The 18,707-nt window shown below is 70.4% G+C and carries 17 protein-coding genes; 10 read left to right on the forward strand and 7 right to left on the reverse strand.

What is annotated here, in order from left to right; translation table 11 throughout:
• The first annotated feature begins 4 nt into the window (after positions 1 to 4).
• The 3 genes from C475_RS09235 (at position 5) to C475_RS09245 (ending at position 2,088) form a co-directional block, all read left to right on the forward strand.
• Entirely contained in the window at positions 5 to 1,036 is a 1,032-nt protein-coding gene (locus C475_RS09235; protein WP_006883552.1) for an amidohydrolase family protein, read from the forward strand.
• 80 nt (positions 1,037 to 1,116) lie between these two features.
• Entirely contained in the window at positions 1,117 to 1,473 is a 357-nt protein-coding gene (locus tag C475_RS09240; protein ID WP_006883553.1) for a four-helix bundle copper-binding protein, read from the forward strand.
• Positions 1,474 to 1,590: 117 nt separating this feature from the next.
• Complete coding sequence (locus C475_RS09245) at positions 1,591 to 2,088, forward strand: universal stress protein (protein WP_082223290.1); 498 nt, start codon at positions 1,591 to 1,593, stop codon at positions 2,086 to 2,088.
• 40 nt (positions 2,089 to 2,128) lie between these two features.
• Here C475_RS09245 and C475_RS09250 read toward each other — a convergent pair whose 3' ends face one another.
• The 4 genes from C475_RS09250 to C475_RS09265 form a co-directional block, all read right to left on the reverse strand.
• Entirely contained in the window at positions 2,129 to 3,136 is a 1,008-nt protein-coding gene (locus tag C475_RS09250) for a biotin--[acetyl-CoA-carboxylase] ligase (protein WP_006883555.1), read from the reverse strand.
• A gap of 101 nt (positions 3,137 to 3,237) precedes the next feature.
• Positions 3,238 to 4,098, reverse strand: coding sequence for a hypothetical protein (locus C475_RS09255; RefSeq protein ID WP_006883556.1), 861 nt, complete (start codon positions 4,096 to 4,098; stop codon positions 3,238 to 3,240).
• The gene (locus C475_RS09260) at positions 4,095 to 5,444 is read right to left on the reverse strand and encodes an outer membrane protein assembly factor BamB family protein (RefSeq protein WP_006883557.1); all 1,350 of its coding nucleotides are present in this window, start codon (positions 5,442 to 5,444) and stop codon (positions 4,095 to 4,097) included. Before C475_RS09260 ends, C475_RS09255 begins: the two co-directional genes overlap by 4 nt.
• 64 nt (positions 5,445 to 5,508) lie before the next feature.
• Positions 5,509 to 7,356, reverse strand: a complete 1,848-nt coding sequence (locus C475_RS09265; protein ID WP_006883558.1) for an ATP-binding protein — start codon at positions 7,354 to 7,356, stop codon at positions 5,509 to 5,511.
• A 195-nt stretch (positions 7,357 to 7,551) separates the two neighbouring features.
• On the opposite strand from C475_RS09265, the gene C475_RS09270 reads away from it, so the two are divergent.
• From C475_RS09270 to C475_RS09285, 5 genes are all read left to right on the forward strand, one after another.
• Complete coding sequence (locus C475_RS09270) at positions 7,552 to 9,375, forward strand: L-aspartate oxidase (RefSeq protein WP_006883559.1); 1,824 nt, start codon at positions 7,552 to 7,554, stop codon at positions 9,373 to 9,375.
• A 57-nt stretch (positions 9,376 to 9,432) separates the two neighbouring features.
• Positions 9,433 to 10,575, forward strand: a complete 1,143-nt coding sequence (gene pdhA / locus C475_RS09275) for a pyruvate dehydrogenase (acetyl-transferring) E1 component subunit alpha (RefSeq protein ID WP_006883560.1) — start codon at positions 9,433 to 9,435, stop codon at positions 10,573 to 10,575.
• A gap of 111 nt (positions 10,576 to 10,686) precedes the next feature.
• A complete protein-coding gene (locus C475_RS23080; RefSeq protein ID WP_152436373.1) occupies positions 10,687 to 10,845 on the forward strand; it encodes a DUF1059 domain-containing protein in 159 nt (52 codons plus the stop codon).
• Positions 10,846 to 10,969: 124 nt separating this feature from the next.
• Entirely contained in the window at positions 10,970 to 11,641 is a 672-nt protein-coding gene (locus C475_RS09280; protein ID WP_006883561.1) for a DUF4166 domain-containing protein, read from the forward strand.
• Positions 11,638 to 12,645 carry a YndJ family protein gene (locus C475_RS09285; RefSeq protein ID WP_006883562.1) on the forward strand — a complete coding sequence of 336 codons (1,008 nt, stop codon included), beginning with the start codon at positions 11,638 to 11,640 and terminating at the stop codon, positions 12,643 to 12,645. The genes C475_RS09280 and C475_RS09285 overlap by 4 nt, the downstream gene beginning before the upstream one ends.
• A gap of 22 nt (positions 12,646 to 12,667) precedes the next feature.
• On the opposite strand, the gene C475_RS09290 is transcribed toward C475_RS09285, so the two are convergent.
• Positions 12,668 to 14,218 (reverse strand): acyl-CoA carboxylase subunit beta, encoded by a 1,551-nt coding sequence (locus C475_RS09290; RefSeq protein WP_006883563.1) that lies wholly within the window; start codon positions 14,216 to 14,218, stop codon positions 12,668 to 12,670.
• 115 nt (positions 14,219 to 14,333) lie between these two features.
• Positions 14,334 to 15,710, reverse strand: coding sequence for a sensor histidine kinase (locus tag C475_RS09295; RefSeq protein ID WP_006883564.1), 1,377 nt, complete (start codon positions 15,708 to 15,710; stop codon positions 14,334 to 14,336).
• A 242-nt stretch (positions 15,711 to 15,952) separates the two neighbouring features.
• On the opposite strand from C475_RS09295, the gene C475_RS09300 reads away from it, so the two are divergent.
• Positions 15,953 to 16,579, forward strand: a complete 627-nt coding sequence (locus C475_RS09300; protein WP_006883565.1) for a uracil-DNA glycosylase family protein — start codon at positions 15,953 to 15,955, stop codon at positions 16,577 to 16,579.
• A 39-nt stretch (positions 16,580 to 16,618) separates the two neighbouring features.
• Here C475_RS09300 and C475_RS09305 read toward each other — a convergent pair whose 3' ends face one another.
• Entirely contained in the window at positions 16,619 to 17,977 is a 1,359-nt protein-coding gene (locus C475_RS09305; RefSeq protein WP_006883566.1) for a sodium-dependent transporter, read from the reverse strand.
• 82 nt (positions 17,978 to 18,059) lie between these two features.
• On the opposite strand from C475_RS09305, the gene C475_RS09310 reads away from it, so the two are divergent.
• A complete protein-coding gene (locus tag C475_RS09310) occupies positions 18,060 to 18,692 on the forward strand; it encodes a hypothetical protein (RefSeq protein ID WP_006883567.1) in 633 nt (210 codons plus the stop codon).
• Positions 18,693 to 18,707: the final 15 nt, after the last annotated feature.

Below are 18,707 nucleotides of genomic sequence, written 5' to 3' on the forward strand. Positions count from 1 at the left end.
AGTAATGAGTGCTACCACGTTCGAGGGCACGATACTCCGCGGGCGCGAGTTCGAGCCCGTCGAGGGCCGCGTCGTCGTCGAGGGCGGCGAGATCACGGCCGTCGAGGAAGCGTCGACCCACAGCGACGACATCGTCCTCCCGGCGTTCGTCAACGCCCACACCCACATCGGCGACTCCATCGCCAAGGAGGCCGGCGGCGGCCTCTCGCTGGAGGAACTGGTCGCGCCGCCGGACGGCCTGAAACACCGACTGCTGCGCGCGGCGAGCCAGGAGGAGAAGGTCGAGGCGATGCGGCGGTCGTTGCAGTTCATGGTCGATTCGGGGACCGCGGCCTGCATCGAGTTTCGGGAGGGCGGCGTCGAGGGCGTCGAAGCGTTCGAGCGGGCGGCCCACGGCCTGCCCATCGACCCGATGGTGATGGGTCGCGAGACGGTCGAGGCGATGGAGGCGGCCGACGGCTTCGGCGCCAGCGGCGCCAACGACGCCGACTTCTCCCGGGAGCGCAACGCGACCGCCCGCGCCGGCAAGCCCTTCGGCATCCACGCCGGCGAGGTCGACGCCTCCGACATCAACCCCGCGCTCGATCTGGACCCCGATTTCCTCGTTCACATGGTCCACGCCGAGGAGTTACACCTCGACCGCGTCGCCGACAGCGAGATCCCGGTCGCCGTCTGTCCGCGGTCCAATCTCGTCACCGACGTGGGATTCCCGCCGATCGCCGAGTTGCTGGAGCGAACGACCGTCGCGCTCGGGACGGACAACGTCTTTCTCAACAGCCCCTCGATGTTCCGCGAGATGGAGTTCGCCGCGAAGCTCGCCGATGTCAGCGCCCGCGACGTGTTGCGGATGGCGACGGTCAACGGCGCCGAGATCGCCGACCGCAACTGCGGGCTGGTCGAACCCGGCCGCGACGCCAGGCTGCTCGTCCTCGACGGCGACTCGGACAACCTCGCCGGCGCGCAAGACCTCGTCCGCGCGGTCGTCCGCCGCGCCGGCGTCGCGGACGTGTCCGACGTGTACCTCACCGGCGACTGAGCCGGCTGTGGGCGCGCTGTCGACGGCTTGGAGATTCAGGCACCGAGTTGAGACGGCATCCGCCCGTATCCGGGCGTGCGATGTCACTCTCCGAAACCGTCTCCAGGATCGACCGTCTGAGCGACGACGAGCGCGAGTGTATCGAGATCTGTAACGAGGCCGCCGAGGTCTGCGAGTGGTGCGCCGACGAGTGCCTCGGCGACGCCGACATGGAGGAGTGTGCCCGCCTCTGTCGGGACGTGGCGGATATCGCTTCCCTGCACGCCCGGTTCATGGCGCGGGACTCCAACTACAGCGCCGAACTCGCCGAGGCCTGCGCCGGCGCCTGCGAGGAGTGCGCCGCGGAGTGCGACCGCCACGACGCCGACCACTGCCAGGTCTGTGCCGACGTGCTCCGCGAGTGCGCCGAGTCGTGTCGGACCATGATGGCGGCCTGACCGGCCCGGTCGCGAGGCCCCGATCCCACCGTCTTCTCTCGTCCGTTTCCGCTCGTTCGTCGATTTCGACCCTGGCGAAGGACTATACGCCCGTGGCTGGTACTGTCTGTCATGGGGATCTACGACACGATCCTGTTGCCGACGGACGGGTCGGCGGGCACCGAGCGGGTGGTCGAGCACGCGGGGGCGCTGGCGCGGGTCCACGACGCGACGATCCGGGCGCTGTACGTCGTCGACGCGACGAGTTTCACCGGACTCCCGATGGAGTCCACCTGGGAGGGGGTCCGCCAGGTGCTGGAGTCGGAGGGGGAGACTGCGCTCGAGGGGGTCCAGCGGCTGGCGCCCGACGACGTGTCCGTCGAGACCGAGACGGTCGAAGGGACGCCCAGCACCGAAATCGTCCGCTACACGCGCGAGCAGCCGGTCGACGTGGTCGTGATGGGGACCCACGGGCGCGGGGGGATCGACCGGCTGCTGCTGGGGAGCGTCGCCGAGCGCGTCGTCCGGAAGTCGGCGGTGCCGGTCGTGACGGTGCCAGTCAGCGAGAGATCGAGGAGCTCCGAGGAGGTCGTCGAAGCGGACGCCGACCCGACCGCCGGCGTCGAGAGTTCCTGAGACGGACGGTGGGGCCGTTCGCCCGCCCACCTCCCGCTCGCTACTCGACCGGTCGCAGGTGTTCGCAGTCGCCGGCGGTGACGGTGACCCGTTCGTCGCCGGTGTCGACGACGAGCGCGCCCGGGAACTCGATGTCGACGGCCTCGCCCACGACCTCGCCGGCGGACGTGTCGACCCGCACGCGCCTGCCCAGCGTCGTCGCGTACTCGCGCCATGCGGGGACCACCGACTCCGGCTCGCTCCGCAGCTCGTCGAACTCCTCGACGACGCGCTGGGTGAACAGCCGGCGGTCGACAGCCCCTACCTCGCCCGAAAGCGTCGCCGGCCGCGCCTCGCTCGGTAGCTCCTCGGGGTCGACGTTGGCGTTGATCCCCATCCCGACGACGACCCACGAGACGCGGTCGGCCTCGCCTTCCATCTCCGTCAGGATCCCCGCGAGCTTCCGTTCGACTGCGCCGCCCTCCCGGCCCTCGCCGGGAACGACCACGTCGTCAGAGCTCCGCTCTGACGGGCCGTCGTTCGCTCCGCTCACGACGACGTCGTTGGGCCACTTGATCCCCGCGTCGACGCCGGCCTCGCGGGCGGCGCGCGTGACCGCGACGGCCGCCGCGAGCGTGAAGGTCGGCGCGTGCGTCGCCGGCACGTCCGGACGGACCAGCAGGCTGAGCCAGATGCCACCGCTGGGCGACGACCACTCGCGGTCGAGCCGGCCCCGACCGCCGGTCTGCTCGTCGGCGAGGACGGCCACGTCGGCGGCCCCCTCTCCCGCGAGGTCGCGAGCGCGGGCGTTGGTGCTCGGGATCGAGTCGTGAAACTCCACGTCGAAGGGCGCCTCCAGCCCGTACTCGACGGCGGCACCGCCGAACTCCGGGACCTCGGCGAGCGCGTACCCCTCGTCCTCGCTGGCGATACCGAACCCCTCCTCGCGCAGCGCCTCGACGTGTTTCCAGACGGCCGCCCGCGACACGTCCAGCCGCTCGGCCAGCTCCGGCCCGGTGACGGGTCCCTCGCTCAGCGCGTCGAGGACCCGCTCGCGCGTCTCCTGCATGCGAACGGGTCGGTTCCCGGCGACCGTAAGTGGTCCGGAGCGCAGCGCGACCGAAGGGATTCCACCGTCCCGGCCGTCACGGCGCGGACGACCGGGGCGACTCACCGCACACGCCGGACGAACGCAGCGACAGTCCCGACCTGCACCGCCGCGATAGCGCCCGCGAGCACCGGTCCGCCGACGGGCGCGCTCGCCGACAGAAAGGTCGCGAGGCCGAGGACGACCACGACGGCCGCCAGCGCCCAGCCGTGACCGGTCGACAGCTGCCAGCTCCGCCCGAGCGCGTCGCGCGTCGATTCGCCATCGACGAGCAGCGCCGGGAGCGCGACCAGGTGGACGACGACGTAGACGTACAGCGCGACGAACGGAATGCCGACGAACAGCGGTACGTCCGCCGCGGGGGCGACGGTCCTCAGAAGCGCGTCGGCGGCGAAGACGAATCCGTACCGGGCCGTCGCCGCTCGGGTCGGCTCGACGTCGAGCAGCGTCGCGAACGCGTAGACCCCCGCCGCCGCGAACGCCGCGGTTCGCAACAGCTCCAGCGCTCCGACCCAGACCAGCCAGCCGGGTTTCAACCCGGCCAGCGCCGACAGCGGCGTCGTCACGCCGGCGGGCACGCTCACCACGACACCGTAGTGGACCGCCAGGCGCCCGGTCGTGAGGCCCTGGAACGCGGCGACCGGAACGGGGTCGACCAGTCGGACCCAGTCGACGACGGCCACGGCCAGCCCGGCCAGAACCATCGCGACGAGGACGGTCGGCTGCCTGCGCAGGCTGGCGACCCCCTCGCGGACCAGCCCGGTTCCCGTGAGCGGCGACCCGTCGTCGCGCTCGACCGCGGGACCGGTCAGATACCCGCCGTCGGTTCTGGTCGCCGCCCTGTCGGAAGTCGGCCCGGTCGACTCCGCGGCCGTCGGCGCGTCCGGACCCTTCGGGGCCGCCGCGTCGCGCTCGCCGCTCATGCTTCCTCCAGCGCGTAGAGTTGCGCGCTCGCGACGACGTACACCGCGTCGTCGACGAGAGCGGCCGGCGAACACGGCTCGGCCGGGGAGTCGAACCGCCAGCGGACCGAGCCGTCGGCGGCGTCGACGCCCGCGAGCGCGCCGTCGGCGGTCGGCACCGCGACCAGCCCGTCGGCGACCGCCGGCAGGAAGGGACCGGTCTCGACGGCGACGCCGTCGGCGACCCACTGGAGTGACCCGTCGGCGGCGTCGAGCGCGCAGAGCCGGGCGAGCGGCTCGGTCCCGCCGTCGGTCTCCGTCTCTCCCTCCGACTCGGTGCCCCGATCCGCCGGGCGTCGAGCGTAGACCGTCCCGTCACCGACGGCGAGCGGTCCCGCCGGCACGTCCTCGCCTTCGAAGGAGGTTCTCCAGGCGACCGAACCGTCGGTGTCGAGCGCCTGAATCCAGCCCTGGCCGCTGACGAACAGCCGCTCGGCCGTCGCGGTCAGGTACATCGGCGAAGCGGGAAACGCCCGCCGGACGGTGGTGTGGTCGCCGGTCGCGAGGTCGTAGCCTCGAACGCCGCCCTCGGGGCCGACGACGTAGGCGGTGCCGTCACGGACCGCCGGGCGCACGGCGGGGAGCCCCTCGTCGCTCGTCCACCGAACCGCGCCGCCGCTCCCGTCGACCACCGCGAGCGTGCCGCGGACGTACGTCAGGAGCGTGTCCCCGGCTACGACGGGCGGTGGGGTCGTGCTCCCGCCGAAGTGGACTCTGCTGTAGCTGTCCGCGTCCGCGTCGGTCGACGCCGTCCACCGCGTCGCGTCGTCGCCCTGCCACCATCCCGACCGACCGCCGCGAGCCGGGAGTCCGACGAGTCGATGGGCGTCGAACGTCGGCGTCTCCAGCGTCGCGACGGTCGGCTCCCGGTAGGCGCGAGCGGGCGCAACTGCCGCCGCGGTCCGCGTCGACCGCCGACCACGCGCGAGTACGTCCCCGTCGCTCGCCGACACGGCGAGCAGTTCAGGGCTGACAGGGACGTCCTCGGACCCGAACGGCCCGACGGCGTAGACGACGCCGTCGGCGACGACGGGCGCGGGTCGTTCGTCCGCTTCGGATCCCGAGAGGATGTCACGCCGCCAGCGCACGCTGATGCCGTCGATCGGCGGGTCGGCGTCGGGCGCGTAGGCCGTGCCACCGGGGTCGCGAGCGGCCATCGGCCAGCCGCTCGCACCGCCGACCGCCGTCTGCGCGCCCGCTGCCGTCCGGAGGTACTGACGCGCCAGGTAACCGCCGCCCAGCAGCGTGCCCGTGACACCGCCGCTCGCGAGCAACTGGCGTCTGGAGAGGGAGCTATCGGGGACCATCTACCGGATCGTCCAAACGCACTGTCAAAAATCTTCTAGTCCGCGCGCTCCGCACCGAGGTCGGTCAGTCCAGCACGAACATCGTGTCGCCCATGTCGACCGAGTCGCCCTCGCTGACGGCGACGGCGGTGACGGTGCCGCCGTTCTCGGCGACGATGTCGTTCTCCATCTTCATCGCCTCCAGCACGCAGAGCACGTCGCCGGCCGCCACCTCGTCGCCCTCCGCGACGTTGACTTCGAGGATGGTGCCCTGCATCTCGGCGGTCACTTCCTGACCCTCGGCGGAGGCGCCGCCGGCGTCGCCGCCGCTCGAACCCCCGCCGCCGGGCTGGGGTCGCTGGGCCTGGCCGCCGTTCCCGGCGGCGCCGTCGCCGCCGGTCGGGATCGCAGGTGCACCCCGCTCTTCGAGTTCCACCTCGAAGCGCTTGCCGTTGACCTCGACGGTGAACTCCCGCTCGACGACCTCCTCGTCGCCGTCGCCGGCGCCCGCCGGTTCGGTGCCCCACTTCTCCTGGGCGGCCTCGATGCGCTCGTGGTCGAGGTCGTCGTCGAGGTACTTCGTGGTGTGGCGGCCCTCGAGAAACGGCTCGTCGGTGAGCATCATGCGGTGGAAGGGGATGATCGTCGGGAAGCCCTCGATGGTGTAGTCGGCGAGCGCGCGCTTGCCCCGAGCGATGCACTCGGCGCGGTCCTCGCCGTGGGTGATGAGCTTCGCGACCATCGAGTCGTAGTCGGTCACGAGGTCGTCGCCCTGGCGGTGGGCGTCGTCGACGCGAACGCCGATACCGCCGGGCGGATCGTACACCTCGTACTCGCCGCCGGTGGCGGGCGCGAAGTCGTTGGCGGCGTTCTCGGCGTTGATCCGGAACTCCATGGCGTGGCCCTCCAGTTCCACGTCGTCCTGGTCGAAGGTGAGTTCCTCGCCGGCGGCGACGCGGATCTGCCACTTCACGAGGTCGATGTCGGTCAGCTCCTCGGTGACGGTGTGTTCGACCTGGATGCGCGTGTTGACTTCGAGGAAGAAAAAATCCGTGTCGGCGTCGAGCAGGCCCTCGTCGTTGCGGTCGTCGTCCTCGACGAGGAACTCGAAGGTGCCGGCGTTGTAGTAGTCCCCGGCGTCGGCACCCCGGCGGGCGGCCTCCCTGATGTCCTCGCGTAATTCGTCGGTGAGCGCGGGGCTCGGCCCCTCTTCGATGACCTTCTGCTGGCGTCGCTGGAGCGAGCAGTCCCGTTCGCCGACGTGGCGGACGTTGCCGTGTTTGTCGGCGATGATCTGCACCTCGACGTGGCGGGCGTTGTCGAGGAACCGTTCGAGGTACACCGAGGCGTTCGAGAAGTACGCCTCGCCCTCGCGCTGGGCGGTTTCGAGAGCCTCCTCGGCGTCTTCGGGGCTCTCGACGACCTCCTGGCCCATCCCGCCGCCCCCGCCTTCGGCCTTGATCAGGACGGGGAAGCCGTGTTCCTCCCCGAACTCGACCACCTGCTCGGGGTCCTCGACGGACTCGGTGGTGCCGGGGACGATGGGCACGTCGGCCTCCCGCATCACCTGGCGGGCGTGGGTCTTCTCGCCGAGGCGTTCCATCGCTTCGCTGGCGGGGCCGATCCAGGTGATCCCGTCGGTCTCCTCGACGCGGGCGGCGAAGTCGGCGTTCTCGGCCATGAACCCGTAGCCCGGGTGGATGGCGTCGGCGTCGGCCTTCTCCGCGGCCTCGATGACGGCCGCCCCGTCGTTGTAGGAGTCGGCCGCGCGAGCGGGGCCGACGTTGTACGCCTCGTCGGCGTAGCGGACGAAGCCGGCGTGTTTGTCGGCCTCGCTGTAGACGGCGACCGTCCCGACGCCGAGCTCCTCGCAGGCGCGCATCACGCGGACGGCGATCTCGCCGCGGTTCGCGACGAGGACCTTCTCGAACATATCACCCTGTACCGAGCGTCACCCTTTAAATCTAATCGGAAGGTTCGGTGGGCCCCGGCAGCGGCAGGCGGTCCGGCTCGACTCGCAAGTCCGACCCGATCGTTGATGGAGGATTCCGCCCTTCGATGGGCTAATTCGTCCGTTTTCGGCCGATCGGTTTGTTGGTGTTAAGTCGGTCCGGTACTAAACTGTAGTATGGAGAGTCCCCATGGGACAGCGACGGGTGAGTCGTTCGAACTGGCCGACGACGAGGCCATCGACCCCGACGACTACGAGACGGTCGAGCGGCGAGTACTGGTGATCGGTGCCGGTGCCGCCGGCGCGCGGACGGCGATCGAACTGGTCGAGCAGGGGGTCGCCCCCGAGGACCTGCTCGTCGTCGGCAAGCGGGGCCACGGCGACGCCCACACGACGTGGGCCCGGGGCGGCGTCAACGGCGCGCTCGGGACCCACGATCCGGAAGACGACTGGACCGTCCACGCCGCCGACACGCTGAACGAGGGCCACCACGTCAACGACCCCGACAAGGTCGAGACGGTCACGAAGCGGATGCCCGCGCTCCTCCGGGAGCTCGACGAGTGGGGGATGGCGTTCAGCCGGACCGACGAGGGCGAGATCGACCAGCGGTACTTCGGTGCCCAGTCGTTCCGGCGGACGGCCTTCGCGGGCGACCACACCGGCGAGTCGATGCTCGACACGCTCGTCGAGCGCGCGCAGGACCTCGAGATCCCCTACCGCGAGAACCTGTTCGTCTCCGATCTGGTCACCGACGGCGACCGGGTGCTGGGCGCCACGGCCGTCGACACGGACACCGGCGAGTTCGTCGGCGTCGACGCCGAGGTGGTCGTCCTCGCGGCGGGCGGCTACACCAGTCTCTACAGGCGCCACTCCTCGCGGGACGACGAGAACACCGGCGACGGCCCCGCGCTGGCCTACCGCGCCGGCGCGGACCTGCTGGACATGGAGTTCGTCCAGTTCCACCCGACCGGGATGGCCGGCAACCGTTACGGCGAAGAGTGGGACGGCCGCCTCGTCACCGAGGCCGTCCGCGGCGAGGGCGGCCGGCTGTACAACTCGGAGGGCGAGCGGTTCATGGAGCGGTACTCGCCCGACCAGATGGAGCTCGACGCCCGCGACGTGGTCGCTCGCGCTATCGCACAGGAAATCGAGGAGGGCCGCGGAACGGAGAGCGGCGGCGTCTACCTCGACATCTCCCACCGCGAGCGCGAGTTCATCGAGGAGCGACTCCCGCGGATGTCCGAGCGGTTCGCGGACCTGGGCGTCGACATGGCCGAGGAGCCCGTCGAGGTCGCGCCGACCGCCCACTACGGCATGGGCGGGGTCGTCGTCGACGAGGTCGGCGAGACGAGCGTCGACGACCTCTACGCCATCGGCGAGACGATGGCCGGCGTCCACGGCGCCAACCGCCTCGGCGGCAACTCGCTGGCCGAGACCATCGCGTTCGGGGAGGTGACGGGCCAGGCCGTCGCCGAGCGGCTCGGCGACGGCGTCGAGCGACCGGCGGACGGGGCGTTCCACGAGCGTGCAGGCTCGCAGTTCGCCGACCTCGCGACGCTGTCGGGACGCGACGGCGCGCACGACCCCGAGGCGCTGCTGGACGAGCTGCGGGAGTCGCTCTGGACCCACGCCGGGATCCTCAGGGACGGCGAGGGGCTGAGCGAGGCGCTGGACGAACTGGCGTCGATCCGCGAACGCGCGGCCGATCTCGCGGTCGGCGACCGGACGGACCGCTCGTTCGAGTTCGCGCTCGACCTCGGGTTCGCGCTGACCGTCGCGGAGGCGGTAGTGCGTGGCGCGCTCGAACGCGAGGAGTCTCGCGGTGCCCACGTCCGTACCGAATTCCCCGAGACCGACCCGGAGTGGCGCCGCTCGGTCGTGATCGGCCCCGACAGCGTCGGTGCGATGCGCGTCGACACGGCCCCCGTCGGCACGCCGAGCGAGGCCGTCCAGGAGGCCCTCGACGCGGGGTACGAACTGGACTACCACCAGCTCGAGTAGTCGGCTGACGCCGTCCCACCGCTCGACCGTCGGACCCGCCCGGTCGGGAAAACCGTTATGCGCTTGCTGGCCGTCGCTTCGGGGGTGAGCGACAGCGAACGCGTCGCGCGCACCGACGACGGGCTGGCGCAGGTGCTCGACGCCGACGGCCGAGTCCGCGAGGAGGCGACTGTTCCCGACCTCTCCGACGAGGAACTCGTGGCGATCTACCGCGAGATGAAGCTCGCCCGCCACCTCGACGAGCGAGCCGTCTCGCTCCAGCGACAGGGCCGCATGGGAACCTACCCGCCGCTGGCCGGCCAGGAGGCCGCCCAGGTCGCCTCGACGCACGCGCTGCGGGACGACGACTGGATACTCGACCAGTACCGCGAACACGGGGCCGTCGTCGTCCGCGGGCTCGAACCCGAGTATCTGCTCTACTGGATGGGCCACGAGGTCGGCAACGAGTGGCTCGCGAGCAAGCACGTCTTCCCGCTCAACATCTCCATCGCCAGTCACCTCCCCCACGCGACGGGGATGGCCTGGGCCGCACGACTGCAGGGCGACGACCGCGTCGTCTGCTGTCACTTCGGCGACGGCGCCACGAGCGAGGGCGACTTCCACGAGGCGCTGAACGTCGCTGGCGTCTTCGACGCGCCCGCGCTCTTCTTCTGCAACAACAACCAGTACGCCATCTCCGTCCCGCGCGAACGCCAGACCGCCAGCGCGACCATCGCGGAGAAGGCCGCTTCCTACGGCTTCGCCGGCGTCCGCGTCGACGGGATGGATCCCCTCGCCGTCTACCAGGTGACGAGCGCCGCCGTCGAGAAGGCTCGCGACCCCGGCGCGGAGCAACTGCGCCCGACGCTGATCGAGGCCGAGATGTATCGGTTCGGCGCCCACACCACCGCCGACGACCCCTCGCGGTACCGCACCGACGAGGAGGTCGAGCGCTGGCGCGAGCGCGACCCGATCCCGCGGATGGAACGGTTCCTCCGCGAGCGCGACCTGCTCGACGACGAGCGCGTCGCCGCCGTCGAGGAGCGAAACCGTGAGCGGGTGGCCGAACTGGTCGAGGCGGCCGAAGCCTACGAGCCCGACGTGGACGCGTGGTTCGAACACGCCTACGAGGAGCCGACCCGTCGCGTGCGGGAAAGTCAGGCGTACCTCCGCGAGCTGCGCGAACGCCACGGCGACGACGCGCTCCTGCGCGACGAGTGACGGCGAAAGGTCGCGATACTCGCCGATGTACCGCGTTACCGACCGACGGGGGGCGACCTACCGCCCGGAAGCCGCCGTATAGCAATACCGGCTCGGTCCGTCGGCGCTCGTATGGCCTACCAGGTCGAATGCAGCCAGGACGACGAGTTCATGATCAAATCCGAAGACGAGCACGAGGTCATCGAGCACGTCAAGGAACACGCCCACGAGAAACACGACATGGACCTGAGCGACGACGACGCTCGCGATATGGTTCAGGAAGCGTCCTGACCGTCGGTCCGTCGCTCCGCGGTATCGGTTTCCGGCGTACTCGACCGCCGAGCGGCGCCACCAACCGTTTTGTGGGCGGGCCTCTCAGTTCAGGCATGCATACGGCGTCGGTGGCGGTGGTGGCGTGACGGGCGTCTACGAGTACGCGCTGGGGGAGGCCGCAGAGGACCTGCACCCGAACGTGCGCGAGCGGTACGCGCTCGGTCCGGACGACGCGTTCGCGACCGTGGGCCGCGGCCTGATGGACATCACGCGCGGCGCGGTCGCGCTCCCGGTCCTGTACGTGATGCCGGCCCGGAACCTCCTCTTCCCCGAATCGGGCGAGGAGGTGCCGTTCTCGGTGACCACGGTGGGCTGGCGCGACCCCGCGGGGTACGAGGCGCTGACGACTCGCCGCGAGTTCGACTTCGACGGAAAGACCCGACAGTTCGACTCGACGACGGTGTGGGACGCCGACCGTGAGCGACTGTTCGACTTCCTGGGGACCGGCGGGATGGTCGTCTCGGAGCTGCACCCGCGCGTCGAGGACGGCGTCCTCGTCGTCGAGGGCGGCAAGCAGTGGGCACGAGTCGGCGGCCGGTACCTGCCGACGCCCGGCCCGCTCGGCGTCGACGTGACGGTGCGGGACCGCTACGACGAGCACGACGAGCGGTTTCACGTCACCGCGACCGTCGAGAGCGGCCTCGTCGGGCACATCCTGGGCTATCGCGGCTCGTTCACGCAGGAGCGTCGGGAGATGGATCGGGTGCCCGACGACCTCAAACCGGTCACCGGGATCGATCCGCTGCCGCCATGAGCGGCGCACAAACGGGCGGGGACGCGGACACCGAGACAGACGCGGCGGCCGATCCGGACCCGTTCGCACGTCTCGTCGCGGGCGTCTCGCTCGCCGACCTGAGCGCCGTCTTCGGCGCGGGTCTCTGGATCGTTCTCACCGTCGCCGGCGGGCTCTCGCAGGTCGAGCGCGCGCTCGCGCTGGCGCCGCTGGTCGTCGTCCCGCTGGGCGTCGGGCTGGCCGCCCGCGGCGAGTTCGCTGGGCTGTCGGGCCGACTGCTCGGCGCCGCCGTCGCGCTCCTCCCGGTCGGTGCGGCGTCGATGGCGCTCTCGCTCGTGGTCGAGTCGGGACCGGTCGCCGCGGGGCTGGCCGCGCCGTGGGTGTTCGTGACGAGCCTGCTCGCGCTCGCCGGCGTCTCGCGCGCGCTCGAACGTGGCACGCTCCGGCCGTTGAACGTCGCGCTCGTCGATGCGGGGCTCGCGTACGTCCCGGTCGCCGCCGTCGCGCTCGTGCTCTCGCATCTCGGGATCACCGTCTGGTTCGACCCGACGATCGTCCTGCTCACCGCGGTCCACTTCCACTTCGCCGGGTTCGTGCTGCCGGTGCTCGCGGGCACGACCGGGCGCCACATCGGCGGGTTCGAGGGCGCCGCTCGCGCCGTCGCGGCCGTGATCCTCGTCGGCCCCGCCATCATCGCGGTCGGCATCTCCGTCTCGCCGCTCGTCGAGGTCGTCGCCGTCGGCGCGTTCACCCTCGCCGTGGCGGCGTTCGGCCTGCTGACCCTCGTCCGCGCAGTTCCCTCGCTGGACGTTCTGCCGGCGACCCTCGTCGGCGTGTCGGCGCTCGCGCTCCCGGCGTCGATGGCGCTGGCGCTGGGCTACGGCGTCGCGGCGTTCTCGGGGACGAACCCGCTCGGGCTGAGTATCGGCCGGATGGTGACGCTGCACGGCTCGCTCAACGCCTACGGGTTCGCGCTCTGTGGCGTCGTCGGGTGGCGGGTCGCCGCTGCGTCGGCAGCGGCGTAGCAACGACCGTCGCGCGTTTCCGCTACAGCGGGATGTTCCCGTGTTTCCGGTCGGGGTGGTCCTTGCGTTTCGAGCGCAGCGTCTCCAGGTCGCCGATCAGCCGCGAGCGCGTCTCGGGCGGTTCGAGCACGTCGTCGACGAACCCGCGCTCGGCGGCGGTGTAGGGGTTGGCGAACTCCTCGCGGTACTCGTCGATGAGTTCCTGGCGTTTCTCCTCTACCTGTTCGGCGGCGTCGAGTTCGTCGTCGTAGAGGATGTTCACCGCGCCCTCGGGACCCATGACCGCGATCTCGGCGGTGGGCCAGGCGTAGTTCACGTCGCTGCCGACGTGCTTGGAGGACATCACGTCGTAGGCGCCACCGTACGCTTTGCGGGTGATGACCGTCATCAGCGGCACGGTCGCCTCCGAGTAGGCGTACAGCAGTTTCGCGCCGTGTTTGATGATGCCGCCTTTCTCCTGGTCTTTCCCGGGCATGAACCCGGGCACATCGACGAACGTGAGCAGGGGGATGTTGAAGGCGTCACAGAAGCGGACGAACCGCGAGCCCTTCAGCGAGGAGTCGATGTCGAGCGTCCCGGCGTTGACCCGCGGCTGGTTGGCGACGACGCCGACGGCGTGGCCGTCGAGGCGGGCGAAGCCGGTGAGGAGATTGCGGGCGTAGCGCTCGGCCACCTCGAAAAAGGATTCCTCGTCGACGACGCCGTCGATGACCGCGTGCATGTCGTAGGGCTTCTGTGGGGCCTGGGGAACCACGTCGCGCAGGCCGTCGTCGGCGCGGTCGGGGTCGTCCCAGGGCTCGATCCGGGGCGGGTCCTCGGCGTTGTTCGCGGGGAGATACGAGAGCAGATACCGGATGTCGTCCAGGGCCTCCTCCTCGGCGGCGGGCGCGAAGTGAGCGACGCCCGAGTCGCCGGTGTGGGTCGCGGCGCCGCCGAGTTCGTCGAAGGTCACCTCCTCGCCGGTGACCGTCTCGATGACGTCCGGCCCGGTGATGAACATGTGGCTGGTCTCCTCGACCATGAAGATGAAGTCCGTGATGGCCGGGGAGTACACCGCGCCGCCGGCACAGGGCCCCATGATGGCGGAAATTTGGGGCACCACACCGGACGCCAGCTGATTCCGGTGGAAGATGTCGGCGTAGCCCGCGAGCGCGTCGACGCCCTCCTGGATGCGGGCGCCGGCGGAGTCGTTCAGTCCGATTATCGGGGCGCCCGTCTCCATGGCCTTGTCCATCACCTTGCAGACCTTCTGGGCGAAGGCTTCACCGAGCGAGCCCCCGAGGACAGTGAAGTCGTGGGCGAAGACGAAGACGGTGCGACCGTCGACCTTGCCGTAGCCGGTGACGACGCCGTCGCCGGGGAACTCCTTGTCGGCCATGTCGAACTTCGTCGACCGGTGCTCGCGGAGCGCGTCGATCTCGACGAACGTGTCGTCGTCGAGGAAGTAGTCGATCCGCTCGCGGGCGGTCATCTTCCCCCGGTCGTGCTGGGCCTCGATGCGTTCGTCGCCCCCGCCCTTTCGGGCGGACTCCTTGCGCTCGCGCAGGTCCTCGATGTCCTCTTCGCGGGTCACCCCGGACCACCTCGCCCGGCCGACAGCCCGCCGTACCCTCGCGTCATTGGAGAGACATCGGCAGACCGGGAGAAAAACGTTTCCCGACGGCCCGGCCGACGCGCGACGGAACCGTTCACTCCTGGGTGACGCGGGGCAACGCGACCGCGAACACCGCTCCGCGGGGCTCGTTGCTCTCGATCCAGACGCGGCCACCGTACTCGCCGACGAGGCGCTGGACGAGGTAGAGTCCCATGCCAGTGCCGCCGCTACCGAGTCCCGTCTCACCCCGACCGAACACCGCTTCACGGCGCGCCTCCGGGATGCCGGGGCCGTTGTCCGCGACGCGGACGGTGATGTCGTCGGCCGCCGATTCGACGGTGAGCGACACCTCGGGCACGTCGCTATCGTTGTGCTGGATCGCGTTTTTCAGCAGGTTTCGAAACACGGACGCGAGCATGTCGTCGGCGACGACCGTCGCCTCCGGGAGCCTGTCGTCGAGCGTGACGGCCGCGTCCGGATACGCCGATCGGACGCTCTCGACCTCGCGTTCGAGCACCGGGCTCAGGTCGACCCGCTCGACGCGGTCTTCGGCCGACAGGACGACCTCGGATATCTGCCTGGCGGTCGTCGTCAGGTCGACCGCGTGCATCGCGCTTTCCAGCAGTGTCTCGACGAGCGCCTCGTGGTCATCGTCGACCGCGTCTCGGAGGCGGTCCGCGTACGCCAGGACCACCTGAAGGTCGTTGCGGATGTCGTGGCGCAGCACCTCGTTCAGCACGTCGAGGTCGTCGCGTTGCTCGGTGAGTCGGTCCCGCCGCTCTCTGCGTTCGGTCACGTCTCGGGAGTAGACGGTGAGGCCGTCCTCGTCGGCGAACGCCCGGACCTCGACCCAGTAATCCAGCGGCTCGGGCACGTACTGCTCGAACTCGGCGGGCTCGCCGTCCGCCATCACTCTGCGGTACCGCGCTTCGAGTTCCTCGGGGATGTCGTCGCCGAACACGTCCCAGATGGTCTTCCCGACCACGTCTTCCGGTTGGACGCCGGTTCGCTGGGCCATCCGCTCGTTCCAGAACGTGACGGTCCAGTCACCGTCGACGGTGTACACCGCGTCGCTCGTTCGGTCGAGCAGTCGATAGCGGTCCGAGAGGTCAATCGCCGCGAACATCGCGCCGGTGACCGCACCGTCCGCATCGCGGAGCGGTTCGGCGGCCGCCCGATAGCGGTTCTGTCCGTGGGGCTTGTTGAAGGTGAACTCGCGTTCGACTCGCGAACCGGTCTGCATCGCCGCGCGCTTTACCTCCCGCGTCGGCTTCGCCATCTCCTCGGAGAAGAGGTCGCTGTCGGTCTGCCCGAGGATGTCCTCGTCCGGGGGTTCCGGCGCGTCGTTGTGGACCCACGTGTGTCTGAGGTCGGTATCGACGAACGCGCCGTTCATCCGGCCAGTTTCGAGCACCAGTTCCAGGAACTGGTTCCTCCGGTCGAGTTCTCGCTGCAGTTGCGACTCGCTCATCGACGCATCCTCCGCACTCGTCGAAGCCGCCCGGCAGTACACTGCCGGGCGACCGCGAGGCGGGGCGATGGGCCTCGGCTCCGAGCGCGCGACCCGTGGCTAGTCCCGCTCATAGCGGTAGTACGCGAACGGGTGTCATAACTGCATCTGCCCGGCTATCACGAGCGGTAACGCGGTGGCCACTGGCACACTCGATCGCGGAAACCGGGAGAGTTTTGCCGCCGTCGATCCTGCACAGCGACGTGAAGAACGTCACGTCCCGCCAGTCGAACCCCTTCGGCTTCTCGCCGCCGTGTGAGCCGTTCGTCGCCGGGTTCGGCGACGCCAACGCCGACTTCCACGTGATCGGGGACCACCCCGGCGTCCACGGGGGAGCCGAATCGGGCTACCCGTTCACGGAGTTCGACGCCAGCGAGCGCCTCCAGCGGACGCTCGTCGAGGGCGGCCTGCTCGCCCAAGCGGGGGCGCCGCCCGTCGTCGAGAAGACCTACTTCTCGTATCTCTACCCCTGCGTCCCCGAGGGCGTGCCGAGCGCGGGGGACTACGCCGACCTGGAGAACATCTTCGATTCGGAGATCCGGGCGATCACCGCCCACGTCCTCCTGCCGGTCGGCGAGCGCGCGACGCGCCACGTCTTCGCGAACATGACCGCCCGGCCGCCCGAGGAAGTCGACCTGGACGCCCAGCACGCCACCGAGATCCCCGGTAGCGGCTGGCTCGTCGTCCCCCTGAAAGACCCCGCCCAGTGGTCCGAGGAGGACGAGCGAGCGCTGGTCGAGGCGCTCGCGGAACTGCGACAGCGCGACTACGTCCGCCGGGCGGATCTGGGGCGGTTCCTCCCGGACGACGACCCGTACATGGTTCGGTAAGCGGTCCGTCGGAGGGCTGTCGCGAGCGGGACGCGCCGCTCAGAACGGCGCGAAGAAGGTCGCGTCCTCCGCCAGGAACAGGCTCTCGAAGCCGAGCGCCAGCGTCGCGACGATCCCGAGGAGGACGACCAGCCGGACCGTCCACAGCCACACCATCGCGAGCCCGCCCGAGGCGGTGCTCCCCGCGCGCAGTTCCGCGACCGCGTCCCGCCCGAGGACCCACCCCACGAACACGACGACGAGCAGTACCGACAGCGGCAACAGCAGGTTGTAGGCTATCGCGTCGAACCAGACGAACCAGGCCGAGAAGCCGCCCGGGTCGCCCGTGTCGAGGGCCGACGGGAGCCCGAGGACGAAGAGGATCGCGCCGGCGCCGAGCGCGAGCGTCGATCGCGAGGCGTCGGTGTTGTCGGTCGCGTAGGAGACGGCGACTTCGAGCAGACTGATCGCCGAGGACAGCGCCGCGAGCGCGACGACGCCGAAGAAGACGACGCCGAGCAGTCGACCCGCGGGCAGCGTGGCGAACGCCGCGGCCATCGCCTCGAACAGCGCCGTCGGGCCGCTGTCCGCCGGGCCGATCCCCTCGGCGAAGAGGATCGGGAACACGACGACGCCGGCGAGGACGCCGATGAGCGTGTTCGAGACGACGATGACGCCGCCGTCGACCGGGAGGCTGTCGTCCTCGCCGACGTAGGAGGCGTAGGTGACCATGATCCCCATCCCCAGCGAGAGGGTGAAGAAGGCCTGCCCGACCGCGTCGGGGATGACCGTGCCCGCGTTCTCGACCAGCGATCCCACGTCCGGTGAGAGGAAGTAGGCGAGGCCGTCGGCGGCGCCGCCGAGCGTGAGCGCCCACGCCCCGAGCGCGAGCATGAGCACGACGATCGACGGGACCATCACCTTCGTCGCCTTCTCGATGCCGTCCTCGATCCCCATCGCGACGATGCCGACGGCGATCGCGAGGAAGACGGCCTGGGCGGCGATCGCTTCGGGACCGGACGCGACCGCCGAGAGGTACGCTCCGGGGTCGTCGAAGTAGGCGCCGGTGGCGCTGCCCAGGATGTATCGGAGGACCCACCCGCCGACGACGTCGTAGTAGGAGAGGATCCAGAAGCCGGTGACCATCCCCATCGCGCCGACGACCCGCCAGGCCGGGCCGCCCAACTCCGCGAAGGAGTCGACGACGTTGCGGTGGGTCCGCCGACCGACCACGAACTCCGCGAGCAGCGCCGGGAAGCCGATGAGCGTCACCGCGATCAGATAGAAGACGACGAACGCGGCGCCGCCGTTCGCGGCCGTCTTGAACGGGAACTGCCAGAGGTTCCCCAGGCCGACTGCGCTCCCGATCGCGGCGACGAGGAAGCCGACCCGCGTCGCCCACGTCTCTCGTTCGACCATCTGTCTCCGCGTTCGACTGCTGTCCGTAAAAACGGCTACGACCAGTGGCGCTAAGTACTGTCCGTCCGACATTCGAGGCGCGATGCCCTCCCTACTCGACCGACTGCTCGGCGACGACGACACCGACGAAGGGATCGACCTGCAAGAGCGAGAAGACGAGGCCCACGAGGCGCTGGGGAACCGCGTCACCCCGGAGACCTACGGCATCGACGACTGCGCGGTGACCGGCGTCGCGGTCGTCAACGAAGGCCCCGAGGAGGAGCCGATAACCGTCCCGATCGCCCGCTTCTCGCTCGGCGAGGACGTGGAATCGCCGGACCTGGACCTGGTCTGGGACCTGGCGAGCGAGGCGATCCGCGCGATGGACCCGGCCTTCGAGGGGGTGTTCGTCCGCCACTACGACGTGCAGTTCACGTTCGACGGGGACGGCCTGTTCGAGGCCGAGGAGTGTCGACGGATGGCGGTGACGCCGGAACTGGCCGACCGGCTGGTAACCGAGACGGGCTTCGACGCCGCGGCGTTCAAATCGGCGATGCTCGAAGCGGACGACATCGACGACCACGTCGCGCCCGTCGCGTGGGGCGAGTGCGTCGACTACAGCAGGAACGACAACGCGGCGGTCGTGACCGGCTCGGCGGCCGCGATGGCGGGCGCGAGCGCCGCCGGGGCCAGCTGTGCAGGCGCCGGTGCGGCCGGCGGTGCCGGCGGCTGTTAGCGCCCCAATCCGGTT

Source organism: Halosimplex carlsbadense 2-9-1 (assembly GCF_000337455.1).
Taxonomy (GTDB): domain Archaea; phylum Halobacteriota; class Halobacteria; order Halobacteriales; family Haloarculaceae; genus Halosimplex; species Halosimplex carlsbadense.